Below are 26,108 nucleotides of genomic sequence, written 5' to 3'. Positions count from 1 at the left end.
TCGCACCCTCCAAGGAGATGCCCATGTTGAACTGGCCCGACTACCGCAAAGAACTGCTTGGCCGCATCGGCGAGATGGCGAAGCTGAGCCCCGATACCGTTGCCGGCTATCAGACGCTGTCCAACGCCAACAGCAAGAACGGTCACCTGGACGCCAAGACGCGCGAACTGATTTCACTGGCCGTGGCCGTCACCACGCGCTGTGATGGCTGCATCACCGTGCATACCGCCGCAGCGCTCAAGCATGGCGCCTCGCACGATGAAATCGCCGAGGCCCTTGGCGTCGCCGTCGCCCTGAATGCCGGCGCGGCGCTGGTCTATTCGGCTCGCGTGCTCGACGCCGTGCATGGCTACGAGGCCGACGGCAAATAGGGCGTTTCCCGATACGAATCGGCCACCACCCATGCGCCGCACGCGATGGCGGCGGAGATCGTCAGTGCCGTGATCGGCAGGCGATCTCCGCTCGAGGAGACCACCGCGGGCGCCCACACCAGCAGCGTGATGATCCACAGCATCACCGCCTCCAGCCCGGCCGCCAGCCGCGGTACCACGCCGAACAGCACCGCCAGGCACGTGGCGATGCTGCCCGCGCCGGTGAGATAGGCCCAGCCGCTGGGATAGGGCAGCCATGACGGCACCAGTGCCACGGTCTGCGTGGTGTAGAAGAAATGCGAGAGCCCGATCATCGGCAGGGACAGTGCGAACAGCACGCGCGCCGCGCGGATGCCGCGTGGTCCGGTGACATGACGCAGCCAGCCGCCGCGCTCGCCCATTCGGCTGGCGAACAGTATCCATGCGCCCGCCAGCATCACGGTGATCTCGCCAAAGCCCAGCCACGTGGCCTCCATGGACGGCACGACCACCACGGCAGGCAACTTGAGCAGCACGGCCCAGAGCAGCAGGAACGCGGTGAGCAAGGCCGCCGCCGTCTTCGCAGCAGTGCGCAGCAACAGGCCGATGCCGGCGATCAGCTCGATCAGGGCGAATACATAGGCAATCGCTTTCGCGCCAGGCATGTGTTCGATGGGCAGGTGCTGCCACACCAGGGCGACATCGCCGTAGATGATGCCGAGCACGCCCAGCGCGATCATGGTGAGTGCGAAAAATTGCTGCGAGATGGTTGTCTGCACGAACGGCAGGGTATCGGCGGAACTTGCGGCGGCACCGTCTGCCGATGCCGTGGTCGATGCGGAATACGAACGCTCCATAGCTTGCTCCTTCACGATGGACGGATAGGGAAACAGCGATTCGGTGCGATAGCGGTCTACGGTGCGGCGGTTTGAGCGGGCAACTTGCGTCGAACAGGATGCGGCGGCGGAACCTTGGATGGCGAGGGTTCCGGTTCCCAGGCCGCCAGGCTTTCAAGGCACAGGATGACCAACCCTCCGGCTGTTGAAAGGCGCCTCCTGCCTTCGCAGGAATGACGATGGGGACTGGAGTGGCATTCAGGGCTGCCTCGCCCCTGATCCCGTCATTCCTGCGAAGGCAGGAATCCAGGGACTTTCCCCCCAAAAAAAAGCGGAATCGCGCAGACTCTGAACGACCTGCCAAGCTGTTGTAAAGGTCTTTGTCCGGCATGCCATCATGCACCGCCGCGCCGCCATGCAACCCTTGCGCTGAAAAGGAAGGACAGCCATGTACCGCCCCCGACCCATCGCGTCCCTGCCGGCGGATACGGACGCCGACGGCATCAAGGTCTATACCATCGCTGCGGATGGGAAAGACGTCGACATCTCGCGCTACCTGCCTCGCCTGCGTGCCATGAAACAGGCGCGTCCCATCTCGTGGCGCGACATCCCCGCCTTTACCATTTGTCACGAAGGGGCGAAGGCGCGTTACCTGGTGCTGGGCTGGTGGGGCAACGACAACGAGATGTTCATCGCAGTGGCGGCGGAAGACGCCAGCGGCTGGGTCGAGGACATGTCGCGCTATTCGTTCTGCCTGTGGGACATGGAAGTCATGTGGCACGAGCGCAACGCCTTCATCGAATGCATGTATGGCGCCGTGCCCAGCCTCGACGCCTATCGCGCGGATCGGTTGTGCAAGTCGTGAGCATGTCGCGGGCCGGATGGGTCGCCAAAGGCATCCTGCGGCTGGTTTTTGTGGTGTTGCTGAGCCTGCTGCTGGCGGGCCTGGGCTACCTGGCGATCATCGCCGTGATCACGAGCTTCCCACCCCACGCCATCCAGTAGCCGCTTTCACCTATTGGCGCTGGCGGCGGCGCGCTGCAGCAGCAGTTCGCGTTCGCGCAGGTTGCGCGCGAGCGAAGCGGCGCGTTCGAACTCCACACGCGCTTCGCCGTGGCGGCCCAGCTTGCCCAGCAGCTCGCCACGCACGCTGGGCAACAGGTGGTACTGGCGCAGCAGCGGTTCGTCACGCAGTGCGTCCACCAGTGCCAGACCTACGTCCGGACCAAACGCCTGCGCATGCGCGACGGCGCGATTGAGCGCGACCACGGGCGAGGGCATGCAACGGGCGAGCGTGTCGTACAGTGCGGCGATGCGCGGCCAGTCGGTTTCGCCCGGCGCGCGGGCGCGGGCGTGGCACGCCGCGATCGCTGCCTGCAGGGTATACGGTCGCTCGCTGCCGCCCAGGGCTTCCGCACGTTGCAGTGCCGCGAGACCGCGTCGTATCAGCAGCTGATCCCAGTGTGCGCGGTTCTGGTCGTTGAGCAGGATCGGTTCGCCATGGGGCCCTTGCCGTGCGGCGGTGCGCGAGGCCTGGATCTCCATCAGCGCCACCAGTCCGTGCACCTCCGGCTCCGCTGGCGCCAGCCCGGCCAACACGCGGCCCATGCGCAGCGCTTCTTCGCACAACTGCGGGCGCATCCAGTCGCCTCCCGAGGTGGCGGCGTAGCCTTCGTTGAAGATCAGGTAGACCACTTCAAGCACGGAGGCGAGGCGTATTCCCAGCTCATCGCCGCGTGGCACCTCGAACGGCACCTGCGCGTCGCTCAAGGTGCGTTTGGCGCGCACGATGCGCTGGGCCACCGTTGGCTCCGGAACCAGGAAGGCACGCGCGATCTCGGTGGTGGTGAGGCCGCCGAGCAGGCGCAGCGTCAGCGCCACGCGCGCCTCGGTGGACAGCACCGGATGGCAGGCCGTGAAGATCAGGCTGAGCAGATCATCACCGACCGGGTTGTCGAGCATGGCATCCAGATCCCCCACGGACTGTTCCAGCTGGTCCTCGATCTCGCGAGTGAGTTCGTCTTCCTTGCGTCGGTGCAGGGCATGGCGGCGCATCTGGTCGATGGCGCGGTGCTTGGCCGTGGTCATCAGCCAAGCGCCGGGGTTGCGCGGCACGCCGGTGGTCGGCCATTGCTCCAGCGCCGTCACCAACGCGTCCTGCGCCAGCTCCTCGGCCACGCCCACGTCGCGGACGATGCGGGCCAGGCCGGCGATGAGCCGTGGCGATTCCATGCGCCAGACGGCGTCGATGGTGCGGTGGATGTCGGTGGCCGTCATGACCGCCGATGACAGCACCATGCCCATACTGACGCAAGTTTTTCTGCTTTCGACGGCAAGTTGCCAAAGGGCTCACCGTCGATGCCGGTGCCATCGTTGTTTCCTCACCGTCATTCCCGCGAAAGCGGGAATCCAGCGACTTCATACGCTCGTAAAGACACTAGATGACCAGCCATCCGGCTGTTGATGAAGCGCCTCCCGCCTTCGCGGGAATGACGGTGAGAGAGCGTCAACCGCCACCGCCATTGCGTGGCGAGATCCTCAAGGCGGCGACATCACCATCCAATGCACGCCGAAGCGATCGGCCAGCATGCCGAAGCTGGAGGCGAAGAAGGTCTTGGACAGCGGCATGGTGGCGTGTCCGCCGTCCTCCAGCAGGGCGACAAAGCGCTGCTTCGCCTCGGCATCGTCCTTCACGGTGAGTACCAGCGAAAAGCCGCGGAAATCCGGCTGGCCGCCGCATTCGCCGTCCGAGGCGTTGACCAGCGTGTCGCCCACCTTGAACGACGCATGCATGATCTTCTCGCCGTTGGGTGGACGTGGGCCGGCCGGCTGGTCGCCTGGCTGCTCGGGGTTTTCGTTGAAACGAACCAGGTGCTGCACCTGCGCGCCCACGGCCTTGCCGTAGAAGGCGAGCGCTTCCTCACAACGGCCATCGAAGAACAGATAGGACTGGACCTGCATGGCGGTGTCTCCGTGGGATCAAGGGCGATCGCCGATCTGCGCGCGCATGTGCTCTTCCTGTTCGCGCAGCTCCGGGGTGAATGCCTCGCCGAAGTCCTCGGCCTCGAACACGCGGCGGATCTCGACTTCCGAGGCACCGTCCTCGAACGGGTTCGGGCAGCGCTTCATCCACTCCACGGCTTCTTCCAGCGAGCCCAGCTGCAGCAGCCAGAAACCGGCGATCAGCTCCTTGGTTTCGGCAAACGGGCCATCGATGACAGTGCGCTTGTCGCCCTCGTAGCGCACGCGTGCGCCACTCTTGCTTGGGTGCAGGCCCTCGCCGGCCAGCAGCACGCCGGCCTTGACCAGTTCTTCGTTGAACCGGGCCATGTCGGTCAGCAGTTTTTCGCTCGGCATCTCGCCGGCTTCAGAGGCCCGGGTGGCCCGGACCATGGCTACGAATCGCATTGTCGTCCCTCCTGTCGATGGCATGGATGGATCGCCCGGTGGCGGCCCTCATGCTGACGACGAACGACCCGGGCGGGATTCGACAGGATAACTGGAGAAATTTTCAGAGGACGTCGCGAGCGCGTGTAGGAGCGCACTTGTGCGCGACCGCAACCTCTCACCGTTACTGCAATGTGAAGGCCGCGGTCGCGCACAAGTGCGCTCCTACAAGGGGCGGGCGGACTTTATCGGAACGCCAGCGCCAGCACGATGCCGATCCACAGCGCCATGCCCAGCCAGTTGTTGTTGCGGAAAGCCCACAGGCAGGCCGCGCGGTCGTGGCTGCGGATGCGCCACAGCTGCCAGCCGAACAGGCCGGCGGACACCACCAGGCTCAGCCAGTACGGCCAGCCCAGCGTGGCGCGCTGGCCCACGAACAACATGGCCAGCAGAAAGGTGGCCATCAGGATGCCCAGGATCGGCAGGTCCGCGTCGCCGAACAGGATCGCCGTGGACTTGGCACCGGCCTTGATGTCGTCGTCGCGGTCCACCAGTGCGTACTCGGTGTCGTACACCACCGACCAGATGATGTTGGCGATGAACAGCAGCCAGCCAATCGGCGGCACCGTACCCATCACGGCGGCGAAGGCCATCGGGATCGACCAGCCGAAGGCCGCGCCCAGCACTACCTGCGGCATGTGCGTGTAGCGCTTGGTGAACGGATAGATCGCCGCCAGCGCGGCGCCCGCGAACGACAGCTCGATGGTCAGCTTGTTGGTGAACAGCACCAAGATGAACGAGAACACCAGCAGGCTGGCGAACACGATCAGCGCCTCGCGCGGCGTCACCCGCCCCGCCGCGATGGGGCGGCCGGCGGTGCGCTCCACCTGCGGGTCCAGCTTGCGGTCGGCGAAATCGTTGATGGCACAGCCTGCTGCGCGCATGGCGAACACGCCGAGCGTGAAGATCACCAGCGGCTTCACCGGCGGGAAATCGGACGCCGCCAGCCACAGCGCCCACCACGTGGGCCACAGCAGGAGCAGGGCGCCGATCGGGCGGTCCATGCGCGTCAGCACGAGGTAGTCGCGCGCCTTGGTGCGATAGGGCGCCGGCAGCTTCTGCAGCAGCCAGTCGAGCACGCGCGTGGCGCGGGTGGAGCTGTCCGCCGGCTGCGCGGTGCGCGCCGCACCGGGACGCTGGCGCGGCGTGCTTGTGGTCGGCAGATTGCGCCGCTGGCGCTTGCGTGATGTGGGAGCCATCCACGCAGTTTAGCGTGCCCCACCACCCAGGGTCGCGTGACGGGGTGCCGGTTTGGGTGGCGCACGCTGTCGCAACGTCGTCACAAAGCGGCCTACACTCGCCACTCAAGCACCGGACCCACGCCCATGCCCAAAGCTCTGAGCCACATCGCCCTGATCGTCAGCCATCCCACGCGCACGGCGCATTTGCTCACCGATGTGTTTCCCGACGCGCGCGTCGTGCGCGAGGAAGATCCGCACGACGCGCATCCCGAGGTCATCCTGGAACTGGCCGGGCTGGAGTTCGCGCTTATCCGGGGCCATGGGCCGGCCTCCCGCAACGGCGACCACATTGCGTTCGCCGTCACCAAGCAGGAGCAGCTCGACTGCGCGCGTCGCATGGACGCGCTGGCGCTGGACTACCAGATGGCTCGCGATGACACGGCGTTGTACTTCAGTGACTACGACAACCATGTGTTCGAGCTGGAGGTTGTGGACGGCTGAGGGAGCCCAGTCGCGCACAGGGTGCGCTCCCACAGACAAGCCTGACTCTTGTGGGAGCGCACCCTGTGCGCGACTCGCCCGTCCTCATTCCCTCAACAACAACCGATACGCGGGGTTCTCGCTCTCATCGCGAAACGGATAACCCAGCGTATCGAGAAAGGCCTGGAACAACGCGCGTTCATCCCGTGGCACCTGGATGCCGACGAGGATGCGGCCATAATCCGCCCCCTGGTTGCGGTAATGGAACAGGCTGATGTTCCAGTCCGGGTGCATGTGGCCGAGAAACCGCGTCAACGCGCCGGGCCGCTCGGGAAACTCGAAACGGTAAAGCAGCTCGTCGCGTGCCAGCGGCGAACTGCCGCCAATCATATGGCGAAGGTGCAGCTTCGCCAGTTCGTCGTCGGTCAGGTCGAGCACGCCGAAGCCGTGCGAGCGGAAGGCTTCGATCAAGGTCTCGCGTTCATCGCGATGCGTGGTCTGCACGCCCACGAAGATATGCGCCTCGCTGGCGCTGCCGATGCGGTAGTTGAACTCGGTGATGCTGCGCTGGTCCAGCGCAGCGCAGAAACGGCGGAAGCTGCCGCGCTCCTCGGGAATGGTGACCGCGAACACCGCCTCCCGCTGCTCGCCCACTTCCGCGCGCTCGGCGACGAAGCGCAGGCGGTCGAAGTTGAGGTTTGCCCCCGAGACGATGGCGACCATCGGATGGTCGGACGCACCATGCGTGGCCACGTACTGCTTGAGCCCCGCCAGCGCCAGCGCGCCCGCAGGTTCGGGCACGCTGCGGGTTTCCTGGAATACGTCGCGAATGGCAGCGCAGATGGCGTCGGTATCCACCCGCACCATGTCATCGACATAGCGCTGGCACAGCTCAAAGGTGAGGTCGCCCACACGCTTCACCGCCGTGCCGTCAGCGAACAGTCCCACCTCGGACAGGGTGACCGGCGCGCCGGCATCCAGTGATTGCACCATCGCGTCGGAATCGCAGGTCTGCACCCCGATCACCTTCACTTCCGGGCGCAGTGCCTTGATGTAAGCGGCCACGCCAGCGAGCAGGCCGCCGCCGCCCACGGGCACGAACACGGCATGCAGCGGCCCCGGGTGCTGGCGCAGGATCTCCATGCCCACGGTGGCCTGGCCCGCGATCACGGCGGCATCGTCGAAGGGATGCACGAAGGTGTAGCCGTGTTCCGCCTGCAGTCGCGCGGCGGCGGCCTGCGCATCGCTATAGGAGTCGCCGGCCAGCACCACATCGACCTGCGCGCCGCCGAAGCGTCGCACCGCCTCCACCTTGACCTGCGGTGCCGTTATCGGCATCACGATCACCGCACGAATACCCAGTCGCGACGCCGCGAGCGCCACGCCCTGCGCATGATTGCCCGCCGAGGCCGCGATGACGCCGCGAGCGCGCTGTTCGGCATCCAGTTGCGACATGCGGTTGTACGCGCCGCGCAGCTTGAACGAAAACACCGGCTGCTGATCCTCGCGTTTGAGCAACACGGGCTGCCCAAGGCGCGTGGAGAGCAACGGCGCCGCCTCCAGTGCGGTTTCACGCGCCACGTCGTAGACGCGCGCGCCCACCGTCTGCCGCAGCAGCTCGTGCCCGCTCAGGCGATCGGTCGGCTCGGCCGTGATGGCAACTGCATTCATGGCGTGGCGGCGGGATGGCTGACGTCGATCACGTCCACCAGCTTGCGGGTCTGCTTGATGATCTGCTCCACCGTATCGTCCGCGCCGTGCATGACCAGGGTGAGCTGCGAGACTTCCGGGTCATCGGTGGCGGCGACCGTCAGCGAATCGATGTTGCAGTGGCGTGCGGCGAACATGCCGGCCACACGCATCAGTGCGCCGGATTCGTTTTGCAGCAGGATGGAAAGTGTGTGTTTCATGGATGGCTCCGTAACCCTTCCTACTCGTCATCCCAGCAAAAGCGGGGATCCGGCGCCTTTCGGTCTTGCATAAGGGTCTGAAGGCACTGGATTCCAGCTTTCGCTGGAATGACGATTCGTATTTTTGTCACACCCGGCTTCATGGCCGTCAGAACATGTCGCTCTTCGAATCCTCAGTCACCGCCGGCGCCACGCGCGACGGAATGAAATCGCCCGTGATCATCTGTGCATAAGTCGCACCCGGCCCCACCATGGGATACACGCCGGCATCGGGGTCGATCATTACTTCAAGAAAAGCGGGTCCATCGAAGGCAAGGAAGTCGGCAATGGTGTCCGCCAGTTCGCCCTTGTCCTCCAGTCGCTTGGCCCACTCGAAGCCATCGGCCTGCGCCGCCTTGATGAAGTCCTTCTTGTGCAGGCTCTTGTCGGATGAAGCAAAACGCCCGCGGAAGAACAGCTTCTGCCACTGCCGCACCATGCCGTCGCCGATGTTGTTGAGCACGACCACTTTCACCGGCAGGCCGTAGGTGGTGACGGTTTCCAGCTCGCCGAGGTTCATGCGGATGCTGGCATCGCCATCGATATCGATCACCACCGCGTCGCGTCGCGCGAACTGCGCGCCGATGGCGGCGGGCAGGCCGAAGCCCATCGTGCCCATGGAGCCGGATGTGAGCCAATGGCGCGGCTCGCGGAAGTCGAAATACTGCGCCGACCACATCTGATGCTGGCCCACGCCGGTACTGATGATCGCGCGGCCCTGCGTGTGCCGGTTGATCGCCTCGATCACCGCTTGCGGCTGGATCAGCGCGCTGTCACGGTCGTAGTTCAGTGCATGCGTGTGCTTGAGCGCGGCGATATGGTCGTGCCAGTTCGCGTAGCGTCCCTGGGCGGCGAAATCCAGGCCATGGTGCACGCCGTACTGGTGCAAGCGCGACAGCGTGGCGTCGAGTTCGCCATGGTGGTGCCAGTCCACCGGCTTCACCTTGCCGATCTCGGCCGGATCGATGTCGATCTGCGCGATGAAGCGCGCGTTCGGCGCAAAGCGATCCGGCACGCTGGCGACGCGATCATCAAAGCGCGCCCCCAGCGCCAGCAGGAAATCGCAGTCCTCCACCGCATAGTTGGCGTACGCCGTGCCGTGCATGCCGAGCATGTGCAGCGCGAGCGGATCGGTGGTGTCCACCGCGCCGATGCCCATCAGGGTCGTGGTCACCGGCAGACCAAACTGCTTGACGAAGGCGCGCAGCGTGGCCGACGCCTCGCCGGCGATGATGCCGCCGCCGGCATAGATCAGCGGACGCTTGGCCTTCGCCAGTGCAGCGAAGAAGGTGGCGCACTGCGCATCGTCCACGCGGGCGCTCTGGATGGCGTGCTGGCGCGCGCGGTAACCGGGAATCGGCAGCGTGCCTTCGCCGGCAAACGAGAGCAGGGTGTTCTGCACGTCCTTGGGGATATCCACCACCACCGGGCCGGGGCGTCCACTGCGCGCGATCTCAAAGGCCGTGCGCAAGGTCTCCTCCAGCCGCGAGGCATCGGTAAGCAGGAACACGTGCTTGGCGCACGGGCTCATGATGTTGCTGACCGGCGCTTCCTGGAAGGCATCGCTGCCGAGCGCGCCCGTAGGCACCTGGCCGCAGATCACCACCATGGGTACCGAGTCGGACATGGCATCGCGCACCGGCGTCACCATGTTGGTGGCGCCGGGGCCGGAGGTGACGATGGCCACACCCACCTTGCCGGAGGCGCGCGCATAACCCGCCGCCATGAAACCCGCGCCCTGCTCATTGGCGGGCACGATCAGCGGCATCGGTTCGCCGCCCAGCGGCGAGAGATGGGTGGCGTTGTAACGGAACACGGCGTCGTACACGGGCAGGATCGCGCCGCCCGAATAGCCGAACAGCACCTCGACGCCTTCATCGGCCAGTACCTGCACCACCACTTCCGCGCCGCTCATGCTCTGGCCGGCCAGCGGGTGGGTCGTTGGCGGCGCCGATATCTCGTGCTCTGCGAAGGGGCGTTGCAGTGGCATGTTCACGGTGGTCGTGGTTCCCAATGCGCCGAGGGATCGGCGGTTCGAATGTCGGTTGGAAAAACTCCCTCCCTTGAATGCCAAGGGAGGGACAGGGAGGGGCAATGCGTGCGGGAGAAGCTCCCCTCGTAAGTCGAACAAAGACTTTTGATCCGGCGATAACGCCTCTAACCCGTCATTCCTGCTCTTGCCCCCTTTTCGGGGTTCGCAGGAATGACGAGCAGAAGAGCCTGTTACCCCACCTTCTTGAGCGGCTCAGACGCCGGCTTCGGCGCATTCGCCTGCAGCCACGGCATGCGCGCGCGCAGCTTGGCGCCCACCTGCTCGATCGGGTGCTCAAGGTCGGCCTGCTTGAACTTCTTGTAGTTCGGCAGGCCAGCCTTGTGTTCGGCGATCCAGTTGCGCGCGAAGGTGCCGTCCTGGATGTCCTTGAGCACGTCCTTCATGCGCGCCTTGGTGCCGGCGTCGATCACGCGCGGGCCGCTGACGTAGTCGCCGTACTGTGCCGTCTCGGAGACGAACTCCAGCATGCGGCTGATGCCGCCTTCGTAGAACAGGTCCACGATCAGCTTCAGTTCGTGCAGCACTTCGTAGTAGGCGATTTCCGGCTGGTAGCCGGCTTCCACCAGCGTCTCGAAGCCGGCCTGCACCAGCGAGCTGGCGCCGCCGCACAGCACGGCCTGTTCGCCGAACAGGTCGGTCTCGGTCTCTTCCTTGAAGTCGGTCTTGATGAGCAGCGCGCGACCGCCGCCGATGCCATCGGCATAGGCCTTGGCCTTGGCTTCGGCCTGACCGCTGACGTCCTGGTGCACCGCCCAGATGCTGGGCACGCCGCGGCCGATTTCATACTCGCGGCGCACGAGCGCGCCCGGACCCTTCGGCGCCACCAGGATCACGTCGATGTCCTTGCGCGGGTCGATCTGCTTGAAGTGCACGTTGAAGCCGTGCGCGAACAGCAGCGCGGCGCCGGGCTTGATGTTCGGCTCGATGCTCTCCTTGTACAGTGCGGGCTGCACCATGTCCGGCGTGAGCACGGCGACCAGGTCGGCGTCCTTCACCGCGTCGCCGGGTTCGGCCACGTTGAAACCTTCGGCGCGTGCCTTCTCCCACGAGGGGCCGTTCTTGCGCAGACCGACCACGACGTCCAGACCGGAGTCGCGCAGGTTGAGGGCGTGGGCACGGCCCTGGCTGCCGAAGCCGAGGACGGCGATGCGGGCCTTGGCCAGCGTCTCATTGGTATTGCTGCTGCTCATGCGGTGACTCCTGCGGTCGTGTCTTCGTTGACGTGTTTGGAAGCGGAAGAAGCGGATGGAACGCGTGGTGCGATGGGTTGCGTGGTGGCGCCGTCGGAAGCGGAACCCACCAGGGAGACGTACTTGGCCAGCGCGCCGCGCGTGACCTTCGGTGCCGGCGGCTGCCAGCTCGCGCGACGCGTGGCGAGATCAGCGGTGGTGCTGATCTCGCGCGTGTCGGCGTCGATACGGATGCGATCACCTTCGTGCAGCAGCGCGATGGGGCCGCCGCGTGCGGCTTCCGGCGCGATATGGCCGACCATGTAGCCGTGCGTGGCGCCGGAGAAGCGGCCATCGGTAATCAGCGCGACGTCGTCGCCCAGGCCACGGCCGATCAGCGCGGCGGTAACGCCCAGCATTTCACGCATGCCGGGGCCACCCGCGGGGCCTTCGTTGCGGATGACGATGACGTCACCCTTTTCGATGGTGCCGCCCTGCACGGCAGCGAAGGCTTGTTCCTCACTCTCGAAGACGCGTGCGCGACCTTCGAAATGATTCGCGCCCTTGCCGGCGAGCTTGAGGATGCAGCCTTCCGGCGCGAGGTTGCCGTAGAGAATGGAGTAGCCGCCACGCGGCTTCAGCGGCTGCGTGACCGGATGCACCACGTCCTGCGTGTCGGCGCGCGGTGCGGCGGCGGCTTCGACGAAAAGGCTGCGACCCGTGACGGTGGGCGCATCGTCCAGCATGCCGGCAGCGATCAATTCCTGCGCCACACGCGCGCTACCACCCGCGCCGAACATCTCGACGGCGGTGTAACGACCGCCCGGCAACAGGTCGGCAATCACTGGCGTGTGCTTCGATGCCGGCTCGAAATCTTCCAGCGTCCAGCGCGTGCCCGCCTCGCGCGCAATGGCGAGGAGATGCAGTACGGCATTGGTGGAGCCGGCCGTGGCGGCGACCATGCGCGTGGCATTGCGGAACGCCGTTTCGCTAAGGAATTCGCGCGGCGTGCGGTTCTCCCTCAGGCAATCCATCACCAGCTCGCCACAGCGGCGCGCGGCAGCCGCCTTGGCCGGGTGCGTGGCGGGAATATCGTTGAAGCCCATCGGCGACAGGCCGAGTGTGGTCAGCACCATCGCCATGGTGTTGGCGGTGAACTGGCCACCGCAGGCGCCCGCGCCCGGGCAGGCATCGCGTTCCACCGAGGTCAGTTCGGCGTCGTCGATCTTGCCCGCGCCGTGCGCGCCGACCGCTTCGAACACCTGCTGGATGGTGATGGGATGGTTGTCGTGCGTGCCGTGCGCAATGGTGCCACCGTACAGCGCGACGCTGGGGATGTTCAGGCGAGCCATCGCCATCGCCGCGGCGGGGATGGTCTTGTCGCAGCCGCACAGCACCACCATCGCGTCCAGGCAGTGGCCGTCGACGGCCAGCTCGATGGAATCGGTGATCACCTCGCGGCTGATCAGCGAGGCGCGCATGCCCGGCGTGCCCATGGCGATGCCATCGGTCACTGCGATGGTGTTGAACTCGATGGGCGTGCCGCCGGCGGCATGAATGCCCTCTGCGACGTGCTCGGCGAGCTCGCGCAGGTTGAGGTTGCACGGGCTCACGTTGGACCAGGTGTGCACCACGGCCACCAGCGGCTTGGCGATAGCTGCATCGTCCAGGCCGGTGGCGCGCAGCATGGCGCGCGCCGGTGCGCGGTCGGGGCCGGTTTTGATCAGGTCACTGCGCATGCGGGGGTTCCGGTGGATAGATGTTTGCAGGACTGGTGGTTGCCGCCAAAGTCACCGTCATTCCCGCGAAGGCGGGAATCCAGTGCCTTTGCCCGCCACGAAAGACGCTGGATCCCCGCCTCCGCGGGGATGACGGTGAGGAAGGTTTTTGCGGGATGGCAGGAATCAACCGCATGCCCGCCCCCAGCGCAGGAACGCCGCCGCGTTGCACGCGTGTTCGTCGATGGCGGCAAGCACCGCCTCCAGCACGTCCTTCGTGCCGGCGCTGCCACCGATATCGCGCGTATGCGGACCACGTTCCAGCACGTCGGCCACGGCGGCTTCCACCGTGCTCGCTTCTTCTTCCAACCCCAGCGAGTGACGCAGCAGCATGGCGGCGGACAGGATCGCGCCGGTGGGGTTGGCCACGCCCTTGCCAGCGATATCCGGCGCGGAGCCGTGGATGGGTTCGTACAGGCCACCCTTGCCTTCACCCAGCGACGCGGAAGGCAGCAGGCCCAGCGAACCGGCCAGTGCGGCGGCTTCGTCGGTGAGGATGTCGCCGAACAGGTTCTCGGTGACGACCACGTCGTACTTGCCCGGCTGCGTCAGCAGCAGCATGGCCATCGAGTCGACCAGCTGGTGTTCCAGCTTCACGTCCGGGAATTCGGCGGCAACGCGCTGCACGGTGCTGCGCCACAGGCGCGAGGTTTCCAGCACGTTGGCCTTGTCCACCGAGGTGACGTGCTTGTGGCGTTCGCGCGCCAGCTCGAAGGCGCGGCGCGTTACTCGTTCCACCTCCGCGACGGTGTACTTGCACTCGTCGGTGGCGGTGTCGATGGTGCGCGTCTTGGCGCCGAAGTAGGCGCCGCCGGTGAGTTCGCGCACGAACAGCACGTCGACGTTCTTCAGCTTCTCGTTCTTCAGCGGCGACAGTTCAGCCAGCGCCGGATGCACCTGCAGCGGACGCAGGTTGGCGTACACGCCCAGCGCAGCGCGCAGTGCGAGCAGGCCCTGCTCCGGGCGCACCGGCGCATTCGGGTCGGACCACTTGGGGCCACCGACCGCGCCGAGCAACACGGCGTCGGCGGCCTTGCAGGCTTCCAGTGATGCGGCCGGCAGCGGTTCGCCGGTGGCGTCGATGGCGCAGCCGCCGATCTGATGTTCCTCGAAATGGAAATGATGGTCGTAGTGCGCGGCAACCGCGTCGAGCACGGCCACGGCCGCTGCAGTGACTTCGGGGCCGACGCCGTCGCCGGGCAGGGTGACGATGTGCGCTCTCATGCAGCTTTCTCCGTGCGTTGTTCGTAGGCGGTGATGGCGTCTTCGTGCTGGCGCAGATAGCCCAGCTGATCCACGCCGTTGAGCAGGCAGTGGCGTGCGAAGGGTTCGAGCTGGAAGCGGATATGGCCACCATCCGGCAGGGCGATGACCTGCTCGCGCACGTCGATGGTCAGTTCGATGCCGGGGTTGGCGAGCAGCCAGCGGTGCTCGGCTTCGTCCAGCACGATGGCGAGCAGGCCGTTCTTCAGCGCGTTGTTGCGGAAGATGTCCGCGATCTCGCTGCACAGCACGGCGTGGATGCCGTAATCCAGCAGCGCCCACGGTGCGTGCTCACGCGAGGAACCGCAGCCGAAATTGCGGCCGGCGACGAGGATGGAACAACCCTTCGCCTGCGGCTGGTTCAGCGGGAAGGCCGGGTTGTCGCTGCCGTCTGCCTGGTAGCGCCAGTCGTTGAAGCACAGCTTGCCCAGGCCGGCGCGCTCGGTGGTGGTGAGAAAGCGCGCCGGAATGATGCGATCGGTGTCGATGTTCTCGTCCGGCAACACGGCGGTGCGCGAGTGGAGGCGGGTGATCGGCTTCATGCGGCCTGCTCCTCGTTGACGCGTCCCGTCATGTATTCGCGCGGATCGGCGATGCGGCCCGCGACGGCGGAGGCGGCGGCGGTGGCGGGGCTCGCCAATACCGTGCGCGCACCCTTGCCCTGGCGGCCTTCGAAATTGCGGTTGGAGGTGCTCACCACCAATTGGCCCGGCTGCGCGAAGTCACCGTTCATGGCGATGCACATCGAACAACCCGGCTCGCGCCACTCGGCGCCCGCGGCGGTGAACACGTGGTGCAGGCCTTCGCTCTCCGCGTCGCGGCGAACCGCTTCGGAGCCCGGCACCACCAGCATGCGCACGCCATCGGCCACGCGACGGCCACGCAGCACATGGGCGGCTTCGCGCAGGTCCGACAGGCGCGAGTTGGTGCAGCTGCCGACGAACACCACGTCCACCGGCGTGCCTTGCATGGGCTTGCCCGCTTCGCTCTTCATGTAGTCGAGCGCGCGCTTTTCCTGCGGATTACTCGCGGTCGGCACCGGCTTGTCCATGGCAATCGCCATGCCCGGATGCGTGCCGTAGGTCACCGTGGGCCGGACCGTGCTGGCATCGATGCGCACTTCGCGGTCGAACTCGGCACCTTCGTCGGTGCGCAGCGCCTTCCAGCGTGCCACGGCGGCATCCCACGCATCGCCTTGCGGTGCACGCGGGCGGCCCTTGAGCCAGGCGAACGTTGTTTCGTCCGGTGCGATCAGGCCGGCGCGTGCGCCCGCCTCGATCGACATATTGCACACGGTCATGCGCTCTTCCATCGACAGCTTTTCGATGGCCTTGCCGCGATACTCGATGACGTAGCCCGTGCCGCCGTCCACGCCGATCTCGCCAATGATGTGCAGGATCAGGTCCTTCGCGCCGACGCCGGCAGGCAGGTCGCCATCCACGTGGATCGCCAGGGTCTTGGCCTTACGCTGGAGCAGGCACTGCGTCGCCATCACGTGGCCCACTTCAGTGGTGCCGATGCCGAACGCCAGCGCGCCGAACGCACCGTGGGTGGAGGTGTGGCTGTCGCCGCAGACGATGGTCATGCCCGGCTGCGTCGCACCCAACTCGGGACCGAATACGTGCACGATGCCGCGATCGCTGCTGTCCCAGCCATGCAGTTCCACACCGAACTCGCGGCAGTTCGTCTCCAGCTGCGACACCTGCGCCTTGGCTTCGGCGTTCGCATACGGGCGCTCGCCATCCGCACCCGCGGGCAGGGTGGGGGTGGAGTGATCCAGCGTGGCCAGCATGCGATCCGGGCGGCGCAGCTTCAGGCCGCGCTCGCGCAGTTCGCTGAAGGCCTGCGGCGAGGTGACTTCGTGCACCAGATGCAGGTCGATGTAGAGGATGGCCGGCGTGTCGCTGGATTCAGCGGCGACGACGTGGGCTTCCCACACTTTTTCGAACAAGGTCTTCGCGGTCATGCGACTGCCCCCATCGAAGCGGGCTGTTGTTGAGGAGTGCGGCCATGGATGGCCGCTTTTTGATCTTCGTGGTCAGGGACGACCACATCAGATACCGGCGTGAGCCAGCCCCACTTGTCTTCGGTGGTGCCGTCGAACAAGCCGAAGAACGCTTTCTGCAGCGCGCGCGTCACATCACCCGGGCGACCGGCGCCGACCTGCTTGCGATCCACCGAACGCACCGGCGTGATTTCGGCGGCGGTGCCGGTCATGAAGATCTCGTCGGCGGTGTACAGCGCTTCGCGCGGCAGGTCGCGTTCTTCCACGGTGATGCCCAGTTCGCCGGCCAGCGTCATCACCGACTCGCGGGTAATGCCGGCCAGGATGCCCGCGCTGGTCGGCGGCGTGAGCAGCTTGCCGTTCTTCACCAGGAACAGGTTCTCGCCCGCTCCTTCGCTCAGCAGGCCGTTGTGGCCCAGCGCGATGCCTTCGGCGTAGCCGCCGCGCCGCGCTTCGAGCGCGATCAGCTGGCTGCTCAGGTAATTGCCGCCGGCCTTGGCCCAGCTCGGGAAGGTGTTCGGGGCGGGGCGATTCCACGAGGACACGCAGACATCCGCGCCGTGCTCGATGGCGTCACCCAGGTACGCACCCCATTCCAGCGCCATGATCGCCACGTCCACCGGCGCATCGCCCTTGGGCAGCACGCCCAGGCTACCCGCGCCGCGGAACACGATGGGGCGCACGTAGGCCGACTTCATGCGGTTCGCGCGGATCACTTCGTGACAGGCGGCGTTGATCTCGTCTTCGCTGTAGCCGATCTCGATCTCGTACACCTTGGCCGACTCGAACAGGCGGCGCGTGTGGTCGGCGAGGCGGAAGTAGGCAGGGCCCTGCGGCGTGGCATACACGCGCTCGCCTTCGAATACCGAGGAGCCGTAGTGCAGGGCGTGGGTGCTGACGTGGACCGTGGCCTCGGTCCAGGGTTTGATCTGGCCGTTGTGCCAGAGGAATGGCGTGGTCATTACATGGCTCCTTCGATCACAGGCTGGCGACCGCAGCCCGTTGCGACGCGGGTTGTTGTCGTTCGATACGGTTGACGATGGCGAGGGCGGCATGCGCGGTCGCTTCGATGATGTCGGTGCTCACGCCGGAGCCGCGCCAGTCCCGCTCGCCGTGGCGGGCGGTGAGCTTGGCGTGGCCCTGCGCGTCGCCGCCTTCGCTGACGGCGCGCACCTGGAACTGGGTGACGTCCAGCGTGGTGCCGGTGGCGCGTTCGATGGCGCGCAGCACGGCGTCCACCGGGCCGTCGCCGATGGCGGCTTCGCCCACTTCGTGGCCGTTGTCGTGCGTGAGCTTCACCGACGCGGAGGCGCTGCCGCCCAGGTGCGAGTTGGTGTTGAGCTGGGCGATGCGCCATGGGCCGGTGGCTTCCGGGTCCATGCCCAGCGCGATGGCTTCCAGGTCTTCGTCGTGCACTTCGCGCTTCTTGTCGGCCAGCGCCTTGAAGCGCGCGAAGATGCTGTCCATCGCCGCGTCGTCGACGTCGTGGCCCATGCTCTGCAGGCGCTGGCGCAGCGCGTGGCGGCCGGAATGCTTGCCCAGCACCAGTCGCGTCTCGCCCATGCCGACGTCCTGCGGGCGCATGATTTCGTAGGTGCCGCGATGCTTGAGCATGCCGTGCTGGTGGATGCCCGACTCGTGCGCGAAGGCGTTGTCGCCGACCACGGCCTTGTTGCGCGCCACGGCCTGACCGGTCAGCTGCGTGAGCAGGCGCGAGGTGGGGTAGAGCTTGCGCGCATCGATGCCGGTGTCGACGCCGAAGAACGCGCCGCGCACGCGCAGCGCCATCACGATCTCTTCCATCGAGGCATTGCCGGCGCGCTCGCCGATGCCGTTGATGGTGCATTCCACCTGGCGTGCACCGGCGGATACGCCGGCCAGGCTGTTGGCCACGGCCATGCCCAGGTCGTCGTGGCAGTGCGTGGAGAACACCACCTGGTCCGCGCCGCGCACGTGCTTGCGCAGGTAGGCGATGCGTTCGGCCATTTCCACCGGCGTGGTGTAGCCCACGGTGTCCGGCACGTTGACCGTGGTGGCGCCGGCCGCGATGGCGGCGCTGAACACCTCCACCAGGTACTCCGGCTCGGTGCGCATGGCGTCTTCGGCGGAGAATTCGACTTCGTGGCACAGCTTTTTCGCGCGCTCGATGGCGGCGCAGGCGGTGTCGATCACCTGCTGCTTGCTCATGTTGAGCTTGTGCTCGCGGTGCAGCGGGCTGGTGGAGAGGAACAGGTGGATGCGCGAATGGCGGGCCGCTTCCAGGGCGCGGCCGCAGGTGTCGATGTCGTTGTCGTGGCAGCGCGCCAGCCCGCAGACGGCGGGGCCGCGCAGCACACGGGCGATTTCCGCGACGGAGGCGAAATCATCCGGCGAGGCGCTGGGGAAGCCCGCTTCGAGCACGTCCACGCCCAGCGCCTCCAGCGCGTGCGCCATGCGGAGTTTCGCGCGGCGGTCCATGGAAAAGCCGGGCGCCTGCTCGCCATCGCGCAGGGTGGTGTCGAAGATGCGCACGCGTTCGGCGGCTACGTCGCCCACGTCGCTGCTCTCGTTGCTGGTTGTGTCGGGGGTCATTGCTTGGCTCCGCTGGCACGCGCCGTTGGGCAACAAAAAACCCCGCATCCGTTACCGGGTGCGGGGTTTGTTGGTGGTATCTAGGTTAGTTCTGCTTTACCTGGACACACGCCCTCAGCCCGCACCTCCGTTGGTAATAAGGAGTACGAGTACAAGGGCAAGAAGGAGGTTGTTGCGAAGGCGCAGCGCGCCGTCGATGGTCGGGGGACCAATCGGTTCGGCTATGCGTTCGTGGCTGTTGCGCTGCGACATGCAACCGACCCTAACGGCCGGTCCGAGGGGTTGTCAACAGTTTCTTTTGAAAATTTTACAGTCGCGTGTCGCCCGGCACATTCGGACGTCCAGATGGCCGAACAGCTCGCGCGTGCATGGCACGCGCGCGAGGGGCGCGGCGATCAACGCTGCGATGCGAGGTCTTTCAGATACAGCGAAAGGGCTTGCTGCAGCTGGTTTTGCGCGGCTTTTCGCAGGCTGGCAGGTTGCTCGCCGTCCAGTGCAACGGCGGCCTTCATCAACTGCTGTACCACCATCGCGGCGGGGCGCAGCTCGCCCGCGGGAATGCCGGGCGCATGAATCGCAAGGATCTGGCTCAGGTAATCCCGCATGCGCTGGCGAATGGTGCGACCCAGCATGGAGGGCAGAGGGCCGGCCACTTCAACCAGGGCAACGAAGGACGGGTGCTGCTTGCGGTAGTCGGCGAAGGTGCGCAGCAGGCGCGCCGCCAGTTCCTCGGTGGTCCAGCCGGCGGTCTGCGCGACCAGCTGCTCCATGTGCTCGTTCAGGCCGTTGGCGTGGCTGGTGATCAGCGCCTCGGCCAGGGCCTCCTTGGTGGGGAAGAACTGGTAGAGCGAGCCGATGGAGGCGCCGGCGCGGGCGGCGATCTCGGTCATGGTGGTGGCGTCGAAACCCTTTTCGACGAAACAGTCCGACGCCGCCGAAAGCAGGGCCGCCACGCGCTCATGGCCACGGCGACGGCTGGGCGCACGTCCCCCCTGGCTTGTATTTTGTGAGGACATCCTCATAAACTCCAATGTGAGGCTATCCTCACATAAAGGTTTTTCCGGCAGGCCTTTCGGCGCTGCATGAATGTCGCCGATTCTACGCTGTTGCCTACTCGATCACGGCATATCCCTGGAGTTTACGATGGAAAAGTTGGATCCCCGTACGACCGCCCTGGTCCTTATCGATCTGCAGAAAGGCATCGCCGCGTTTGCCGGCGGCCCCCATACCAGTGGCGAGGTCAATGCACGCGCTGGTCGCCTCGCCGCTCGGTTCCGCGAACTGGGCGCACCCGTGGCGCTGGTCCGCGTGGGCTGGTCCGCCGATGGCGCCGACATGCTGCGCCCGCAGGCCGACGAGGCCCCGCGCAACATGACCCTTCCGGCCAACTGGTGGGAATACGCCGACGAACTGAGCGCGGCCGACGGCGACATTCACATCACCAAGCGCCAGTGGGGTGCGTTCTACGGCACCGAACTGGAGCTGCAGCTGCGTCGCCGTGGCATCACCCACATTGTGCTGGGCGGCGTGTCCACCAACATCGGCGTGGAATCCACCGCTCGGCAGGCCCTGGAGCTGGGCTTCCACCAGGTGCTGGTCGAGGACGCCATGAGCTCCACCCACGCCGACCATCACCGCTTCGCCGTGCAGAACATCTTTCCCCGCCTTGGGCGGGTGCGTTCCACCGAACAGGTATTGGCGGCGCTGGCCTGACCCGGCGCCGGCTCGCTACTCTCCCGCCAACCAACACGCGGGAGAGTGGCATGGCGACGAAACACCTCGGGTGGGCTGCGGCCCTGTGGATGGCCGGCGCATCGACGGCCCATGCCGGCGAGGCGCACTTCGTCGCCAGCGAGGTGACGGTGGATGGCCATCGCTATGCTTTCCAGGTGTTCGTGCCGCACGGCTGGTCGGCGGATCGCGCATGGCCGGTGGTGCTGTTCCTGCACGGCAGCGGCGAACGCGGCCATGACAACCAGGCCCAGCTGCGGCAGGGCCTGCCGCCGTGGCTGAAGGCACACGGCGACGATTTCCCCGCCGTGGTGGTGGCCCCGCAGGCGCCCGAGAACACCGTGTGGAGCGGCGAGGTGGAGCGCGCCGCCATGGCCGCGCTGAAGCAGAGCATCGAGGCCTATCACGGCGATCGCACGCGGCTTTACGTCACCGGACTTTCCATGGGCGGATACGGCGCGTGGCAGCTGGCGGTGGATCACCCGGGCCTGTTCGCCGCCGCCGTGGTGATCTGCGGCGGCATCCGCTCGCTGGACGACATGCCGGAACTGAAGGTGTACGGCGTCCCCGACGGTGTCGACCCGTTTGCATGGGTCGCCAACCGGGTGAAGCCGATGCCGACGTGGATCTTCCACGGCGCCATCGACGACCAGGTGCCGCCCGACGAATCGCGGGGCATGAACAAGGCGCTGCTCAAGGTGGGCGATCCGGTCCGCTATACCGAGTTCCCCGGCGTCGGCCATGGCTCGTGGGTGCCTGCGTATGACACATCCGAATTGTGGCCTTGGGTGTTTTCGCACCGCACAGGTGCTGCCGGCTGACACCCGCTTCACAAGCATGTCTGGTTCCCTACCGGAAATTTAGCGATCGATGTTGCGATGCCGTATCGCCGGCTGCGCCATAGCGGCGCGGGTTGGTGCCCCTATCCCGGGTTTTCCTGGGCTGGAACTTTTGCGTTGCAGCGGAAAACGTCTGATATCGTGACTTTACAAGTTTCGATGAAAACGTTTACGTTCCGCCGCAACGCGCGGAGGGAACCCTCTACTGCCGTGTCCGGGGAGACGATGTGACCACCAAGAAGGCCACCATCAAGGATGTGGCGCGCGAGGCGAAGGTCTCGATCGCCTCGGTGTCGCGTGTGCTCAACGGACTGGGCGGTGTCACGGCTGAAACCCAGGCCGCCGTGCGCAAGGCGGCGGCCCGCCTGCACTACGTACCCGACAGCGCGGCGCGCAGCCTCATCACTGGCCGCACCCACACCATCGGCGCGGTGCTGCCCGATCTTTACGGCGAGTTCTTCTCGGAGCTGATCCGCGGCATCGACCTGGCCGCGCGTGCCCGTGGCCTGCACCTGCTGGTGTCCAGCTCGCACGACGGCGTGGAAGACGCCGCCGCGGCCGTGCGCACCATGCGCGGCCGCGTGGACGGCATGATCATTCTTTCCCAGTTCGTCGACGGCGCGTTTCTCGAGCACAACATGCCGACGGATCTGCCGGCGGTGCTGCTGGACAGCCCGGTCGACAACCCGCGCTACCCGTCGATCAACATCGACAACGTCGCTGGCGCCCAGGCGATGGTGAAGCACCTGCTGGATGCCGGCCATGCGTCGGTGGCCTTCATCAACGGCCCGGCCGGCAACTACGACGCGCAGGAGCGCGAAAAGGGTTACCGCGCGGCCATGGGTGAGCACGCGCCGACGGTGCCGCTCAACATCGTGGCCGGCGAATTCACCGAGGAATCGGGTTACCGCGCCGGCCGCGAACTGCTCGCGCAGGCGCACCGGCCGCGCGCCGTGTTCGCCGCCAACGACATGATGGCGGTGGGCTGCCTCTACGCCTTCAAGGAAGCCGGCATCCGCGTGCCGGAAGACATCGCCCTGGCGGGCTTCGACGACATTCTCATCGCACGGTACGTCACGCCTTCGCTCAGTACCGTGAGCGTCAGCATTGCGGACCTGGGCAGGAGCGCCTTGCTCCTGCTCACCGAGCTCATGGAAGGCAAGGGCCACATCGACGGCCCGCATACCCGCACCCTCCGTTGCGACGTGGTCGCACGCGAGTCGTGTGGCGCCCAGCACACCAACGTTGCAACGAAACATCCTCCGGCGCTCGTCTGAGCGGCGGCCTTTGTGGGAGGGAGGGGAGATCCATATGACTATTCAACGCCAGAAAAGTAAACGTTTACTAGCTGTCGCCATCGGCCTCGCCATGGCTTCTTCGGTACCGGCGATCACGTGGGCGCAATCCTCAGACGCGACCATTCGCGGCCAGGGCCCTGCGGATGTGGATGTGGTCGCCAAGAACACGGCCACCGGTGCCACCCGTCGCACCCATACCGACAAGGGCGGCAGCTACGCGCTGGTGGGGCTGCCGCCGGGCACCTATCAAGTGAATGCTGGTCCGGGCACGGAGCGCACGGTCACCGTGACGGTGGCCTCGGTGTTCACGCTGAACCTGACGCCGCAGCAGGCCGCCGCCGCCACGCCGGCCGAAGCCAACGCGAAGGAGCTGGGCACCATTTCCGTATCGGCCACCACGCTGCAGGAGGTGAAGACCTCCGAAGTGGGCTCGCTGGTGTCCCTGCGCCAGATCGAAACCACGCCGGCCGCGTCGCGCAACTTCCTGGAGTTCGCCGACACCGTGCCCGGCATGGTGTTCACGCGTGACTCCAACGGCAACACCAGCCTGCGCTCGGGTGCGCAGGCCAGTTCCAACATCAACGTCTACATCGACGGCGTGGGCCAGAAGAACTACGTGCTGCCCGGCGGCGTCACCGGCCAGAACAACAGCCAGGGCAACCCGTTCCCGCAGCTGGCCATCGCCGAGTACAAGGTCATCACCTCCAACTACAAGGCGGAGTACGACCAGCTTTCCAGCGCGGCGGTGACGGCCGAAACCAAGTCGGGCACCAACGAGTTCCACGGCGATGTGTTCGGCAGCTTCACCAACACCGCGATGCGCGCGAAGACGCCATCGGAAGTCGCCGACGCCAAGAAGGCCGCCTCGCACGAGAAGGATTACGGCTTCGATTTCGGCGGCCCCATCCTCAAGGATCAGGCGCACTTCTACATCGCCTATGAAGGCAAGGAATTCAACAGCCCCATCGCTGTGTCGCCGCAGGGCGATTCCACCTTGTGGCCCAAGCTGCCGCAGAGCGTGCAGAACGAGTTTGGCCCGGCCAACCTGCCGTTCAAGGAAAACAACTGGTTCGGCAAGGTGGACTGGGAGCCGACTGATCGCGATCGCATCGAAGTGAGCGGCAAGTACCGCAACGAAAACGCAATCAGCGGCATCGGCAGCAACAGCACGGCCAACTCGGCGCTCAATACGCACAATACCGACAAGCGCTTCGACATCCGCTGGGATCACAGCACCGATAGCTGGTTCAACCGCCTGCAGGCCACCTACGAGGATGCGGTCTACAACCCCTCGCCCATCGAAACCGGTTATGGCGCGGCCTACGCGCAGTACAACAACCAGAATCAGTTGATCATCAACGATGGCTCCTCGCCGCTGTCGTTCCAGAACAAGGGCCAGAAGGGTCCGGCGATCTCCGACGACTTCACCCTCAACGACGTGCAGTGGCACGGCGACCACGTCATCAAGATGGGCGTGAAGTTCAAGTCGGTGAAGCTCACCGCGCAGGACGCGGGCGACACCAACGCGCTGTATACCTACGCGGTAGGTCCGAATGGCACCGAGTCCATGCCGTACAAGGTGCAATTCGGCAACCCGACGCCGGGCCAGAGCCCGGTGGCGACCAGCCGCGACAAACAGTTCGGCACCTACATCCAGGACGACTGGCAGGTGGACGACCACTGGACGTTCAACCTGGGCGTGCGCTGGGATTACGAGGAAACGCCTTCGTACCTCAACTATGTAACGCCGGCCGGTGTCGTCGCCGCGTTCAACTCGCAGGATCCGAACGCGCCCGCCGGCCAGACCTATGCGCAGACGCTCGCCAAGGGCGGCGTGAACATCAACGACTACATCAGCACCGGCAACAATCGCAAGGCAAAGAAGAACGAGATCCAGCCACGCATCGGTTTCTCCAACGACCTGTTCGGTGACGAAGAACACGTGATCTTCGGCGGCTGGGGCCGGTCCTACGACCGCAACCTGTACGAATCGCTGCAGGTGGAGCAGACCAAGTCGGTGTTGTCGCAGCCCACGCTGTTCTTCAACACGCCGCTGGTGCCGTGCGCGGCGGGTCCCACCTGCCTGGCCTGGAATCCGGCCTATCTGAGTATTCCTGCCCTGCAGGCGCTGGTTGCCAACAGCAACGCGGGCAAGGAAGTGGACATGGTCAACAACAACCTGAAGGCGCCGTACTCCGATCAGCTGAGCATCGGCATGCGCAACAAGATCGGCGAGTGGAACACCAGCGTGGCCTTTGTGAACATCAAGAGCCACGACGGCATCGTGTATACGCTCGGCAACCGCTATCCGGACGGCAGCTTCTGGAAGAACGGCAGCCAGCCGTGGAGCTATGGCATCCCTGGCTACGGCAGCCTGATCATCGGCAACAGCGGCCTGAAGACCAAGACCAACCAGTTCCTGATCTCGGCCGAGAAGCCGTACACGGTGGATTCGCACTGGAGCGCATCGTTCGCGTATACCTACACGAACGCCGTGCAGAACAACGACAACAACGATCCCACCGACCAGTACGCGTTCGACTTCTCGAAGATCGGCAGCTACCCATTCACCAATGCGGGCGTGGCCAAGCATCGACTGGTCGCGACCGGTTCGCTGGATGGTCCGTGGGGCTTCGTCTTCGGCGCCAAGCTGACGCTCGCCACGCCGATCCCCGACCTCAACCTGGCCTGCTACGGTCTGCCTGCCACGGGTGTGGAAAACGGCAGCGTCAACGGCGCGGGCTGTCAGTCCGTGTCGATCCGCCCGCCGGGCGAGGGCCGTTTCCTGGTGGGTGGCAAGGTGTTCGGTTACCGCGACCTGGACCTGCAGGCCACCAAGAACTTCAAGATCTGGGGCAATTTCAACGGTTACGTGCGCATCGACCTGCTCAATGCGTTCAATTGGAACAACTACAAGGAATATGTCGAGAACTGGGGTAGCAACGGCGTGCTGAACAGTCGCGCCGTCATCTACAACCCGGTGGGCGACATCACGGGTTACCCGCGTACCCTCAAGGTCACCGCGGGCATCAATTTCTAAGTGGCACCCCCCCCCAAGCCGTCAGGACGATGGCATTTCACGAGGCCCGCGTGTTGCGGGCCTCTCTTTGAGAGCTTGCCCAACGCCTCCACGCTATCCACGTTGAGATATTGGGCGG

General features: G+C 65.8%; 24 protein-coding genes. 8 read left to right on the top strand and 16 right to left on the bottom strand.

Going from position 1 to position 26,108, the window contains the following annotated elements; translation table 11 throughout:
* Window positions 1-23 precede the first annotated feature (23 nt).
* Window positions 24-371, top strand: coding sequence for a carboxymuconolactone decarboxylase family protein (locus HY57_RS02580; protein ID WP_019465739.1), 348 nt, complete (start codon window positions 24-26; stop codon window positions 369-371).
* Here HY57_RS02580 and HY57_RS02575 read toward each other — a convergent pair.
* Complete coding sequence (locus tag HY57_RS02575; RefSeq protein WP_019465738.1) at window positions 350-1,207, bottom strand: DoxX family membrane protein; 858 nt, start codon at window positions 1,205-1,207, stop codon at window positions 350-352. The genes HY57_RS02580 and HY57_RS02575 overlap by 22 nt on opposite strands.
* 427 nt (window positions 1,208-1,634) lie before the next feature.
* On the opposite strand from HY57_RS02575, the gene HY57_RS02570 reads away from it, so the two are divergent.
* The gene (locus tag HY57_RS02570; protein ID WP_019465737.1) at window positions 1,635-2,051 is read left to right on the top strand and encodes a hypothetical protein; all 417 of its coding nucleotides are present in this window, start codon (window positions 1,635-1,637) and stop codon (window positions 2,049-2,051) included.
* A gap of 2 nt (window positions 2,052-2,053) precedes the next feature.
* Window positions 2,054-2,191, top strand: a complete 138-nt coding sequence (locus HY57_RS21800; RefSeq protein ID WP_019465736.1) for a hypothetical protein — start codon at window positions 2,054-2,056, stop codon at window positions 2,189-2,191.
* A 6-nt stretch (window positions 2,192-2,197) separates the two neighbouring features.
* On the opposite strand, the gene HY57_RS02565 is transcribed toward HY57_RS21800, so the two are convergent.
* The 4 genes from HY57_RS02565 to ubiA form a co-directional block, all read right to left on the bottom strand.
* A complete protein-coding gene (locus HY57_RS02565) occupies window positions 2,198-3,463 on the bottom strand; it encodes an RNA polymerase sigma factor (RefSeq protein WP_026034008.1) in 1,266 nt (421 codons plus the stop codon).
* A gap of 261 nt (window positions 3,464-3,724) precedes the next feature.
* Window positions 3,725-4,147 (bottom strand): VOC family protein, encoded by a 423-nt coding sequence (locus HY57_RS02560; protein ID WP_019465734.1) that lies wholly within the window; start codon window positions 4,145-4,147, stop codon window positions 3,725-3,727.
* Window positions 4,148-4,165: 18 nt separating this feature from the next.
* Window positions 4,166-4,594: a YciI family protein gene (locus HY57_RS02555; protein WP_026034007.1), complete on the bottom strand. Its 429-nt coding sequence runs from the start codon at window positions 4,592-4,594 to the stop codon at window positions 4,166-4,168.
* A gap of 224 nt (window positions 4,595-4,818) precedes the next feature.
* The gene (ubiA, locus tag HY57_RS02550) at window positions 4,819-5,832 is read right to left on the bottom strand and encodes a 4-hydroxybenzoate octaprenyltransferase (protein ID WP_019465732.1); all 1,014 of its coding nucleotides are present in this window, start codon (window positions 5,830-5,832) and stop codon (window positions 4,819-4,821) included.
* Window positions 5,833-5,958: 126 nt separating this feature from the next.
* Here ubiA and HY57_RS02545 point away from each other — a divergent pair, with 126 nt between their 5' ends.
* Window positions 5,959-6,315, top strand: coding sequence for a hypothetical protein (locus HY57_RS02545; protein WP_019465731.1), 357 nt, complete (start codon window positions 5,959-5,961; stop codon window positions 6,313-6,315).
* Window positions 6,316-6,399: 84 nt separating this feature from the next.
* On the opposite strand, the gene ilvA is transcribed toward HY57_RS02545, so the two are convergent.
* The 11 genes from ilvA to HY57_RS20730 all read right to left on the bottom strand — a co-directional run bounded on the left by ilvA (window position 6,400) and on the right by HY57_RS20730 (window position 20,098).
* Window positions 6,400-7,965, bottom strand: coding sequence for a threonine ammonia-lyase, biosynthetic (gene ilvA / locus HY57_RS02540; protein WP_019465730.1), 1,566 nt, complete (start codon window positions 7,963-7,965; stop codon window positions 6,400-6,402).
* The gene (gene ilvN / locus HY57_RS02535; RefSeq protein WP_019465729.1) at window positions 7,962-8,204 is read right to left on the bottom strand and encodes an acetolactate synthase small subunit; all 243 of its coding nucleotides are present in this window, start codon (window positions 8,202-8,204) and stop codon (window positions 7,962-7,964) included. Before ilvN ends, ilvA begins: the two co-directional genes overlap by 4 nt.
* 148 nt (window positions 8,205-8,352) lie before the next feature.
* Window positions 8,353-10,233 carry a biosynthetic-type acetolactate synthase large subunit gene (gene ilvB / locus HY57_RS02530; RefSeq protein ID WP_038579274.1) on the bottom strand — a complete coding sequence of 627 codons (1,881 nt, stop codon included), beginning with the start codon at window positions 10,231-10,233 and terminating at the stop codon, window positions 8,353-8,355.
* 233 nt (window positions 10,234-10,466) lie between these two features.
* Window positions 10,467-11,486 carry a ketol-acid reductoisomerase gene (ilvC, locus tag HY57_RS02525; protein ID WP_019465727.1) on the bottom strand — a complete coding sequence of 340 codons (1,020 nt, stop codon included), beginning with the start codon at window positions 11,484-11,486 and terminating at the stop codon, window positions 10,467-10,469.
* Complete coding sequence (gene ilvD / locus HY57_RS02520; protein ID WP_019465726.1) at window positions 11,483-13,204, bottom strand: dihydroxy-acid dehydratase; 1,722 nt, start codon at window positions 13,202-13,204, stop codon at window positions 11,483-11,485. Before ilvD ends, ilvC begins: the two co-directional genes overlap by 4 nt.
* A 165-nt stretch (window positions 13,205-13,369) precedes the next feature.
* Window positions 13,370-14,467 carry a 3-isopropylmalate dehydrogenase gene (gene leuB / locus HY57_RS02515; protein ID WP_019465725.1) on the bottom strand — a complete coding sequence of 366 codons (1,098 nt, stop codon included), beginning with the start codon at window positions 14,465-14,467 and terminating at the stop codon, window positions 13,370-13,372.
* Entirely contained in the window at window positions 14,464-15,048 is a 585-nt protein-coding gene (leuD, locus tag HY57_RS02510; RefSeq protein WP_019465724.1) for a 3-isopropylmalate dehydratase small subunit, read from the bottom strand. The genes leuB and leuD overlap by 4 nt, the downstream gene beginning before the upstream one ends.
* Window positions 15,045-16,472 (bottom strand): 3-isopropylmalate dehydratase large subunit, encoded by a 1,428-nt coding sequence (leuC, locus tag HY57_RS02505; RefSeq protein ID WP_019465723.1) that lies wholly within the window; start codon window positions 16,470-16,472, stop codon window positions 15,045-15,047. The genes leuD and leuC overlap by 4 nt, the downstream gene beginning before the upstream one ends.
* Complete coding sequence (locus HY57_RS02500) at window positions 16,469-17,473, bottom strand: branched-chain amino acid transaminase (RefSeq protein WP_019465722.1); 1,005 nt, start codon at window positions 17,471-17,473, stop codon at window positions 16,469-16,471. Before HY57_RS02500 ends, leuC begins: the two co-directional genes overlap by 4 nt.
* A gap of 16 nt (window positions 17,474-17,489) precedes the next feature.
* Window positions 17,490-19,082 carry a 2-isopropylmalate synthase gene (locus tag HY57_RS02495; RefSeq protein ID WP_019465721.1) on the bottom strand — a complete coding sequence of 531 codons (1,593 nt, stop codon included), beginning with the start codon at window positions 19,080-19,082 and terminating at the stop codon, window positions 17,490-17,492.
* A gap of 395 nt (window positions 19,083-19,477) precedes the next feature.
* Entirely contained in the window at window positions 19,478-20,098 is a 621-nt protein-coding gene (locus HY57_RS20730; protein WP_200873899.1) for a TetR/AcrR family transcriptional regulator, read from the bottom strand.
* Window positions 20,099-20,225: 127 nt separating this feature from the next.
* Here HY57_RS20730 and HY57_RS02485 point away from each other — a divergent pair, with 127 nt between their 5' ends.
* The 4 genes from HY57_RS02485 (at window position 20,226) to HY57_RS02470 (ending at window position 25,990) form a co-directional block, all read left to right on the top strand.
* Window positions 20,226-20,795, top strand: coding sequence for a hydrolase (locus HY57_RS02485; RefSeq protein ID WP_019465719.1), 570 nt, complete (start codon window positions 20,226-20,228; stop codon window positions 20,793-20,795).
* 50 nt (window positions 20,796-20,845) lie between these two features.
* Window positions 20,846-21,634 (top strand): prolyl oligopeptidase family serine peptidase, encoded by a 789-nt coding sequence (locus HY57_RS02480; protein WP_026034004.1) that lies wholly within the window; start codon window positions 20,846-20,848, stop codon window positions 21,632-21,634.
* Between the two features lie 245 nt (window positions 21,635-21,879).
* Window positions 21,880-22,929: a LacI family DNA-binding transcriptional regulator gene (locus HY57_RS02475; RefSeq protein WP_019465717.1), complete on the top strand. Its 1,050-nt coding sequence runs from the start codon at window positions 21,880-21,882 to the stop codon at window positions 22,927-22,929.
* A gap of 34 nt (window positions 22,930-22,963) precedes the next feature.
* Complete coding sequence (locus HY57_RS02470; RefSeq protein ID WP_026034003.1) at window positions 22,964-25,990, top strand: TonB-dependent receptor; 3,027 nt, start codon at window positions 22,964-22,966, stop codon at window positions 25,988-25,990.
* Window positions 25,991-26,108 lie beyond the last annotated feature (118 nt).

The sequence above is a fragment of the Dyella japonica A8 genome, from assembly GCF_000725385.1.
Taxonomy (GTDB): Bacteria; Pseudomonadota; Gammaproteobacteria; order Xanthomonadales; family Rhodanobacteraceae; genus Dyella; species Dyella japonica_C.
The sequence above is the reverse complement of the archived record's forward strand: the minus strand, read 5'-3'. Positions and strand labels throughout refer to the sequence as shown.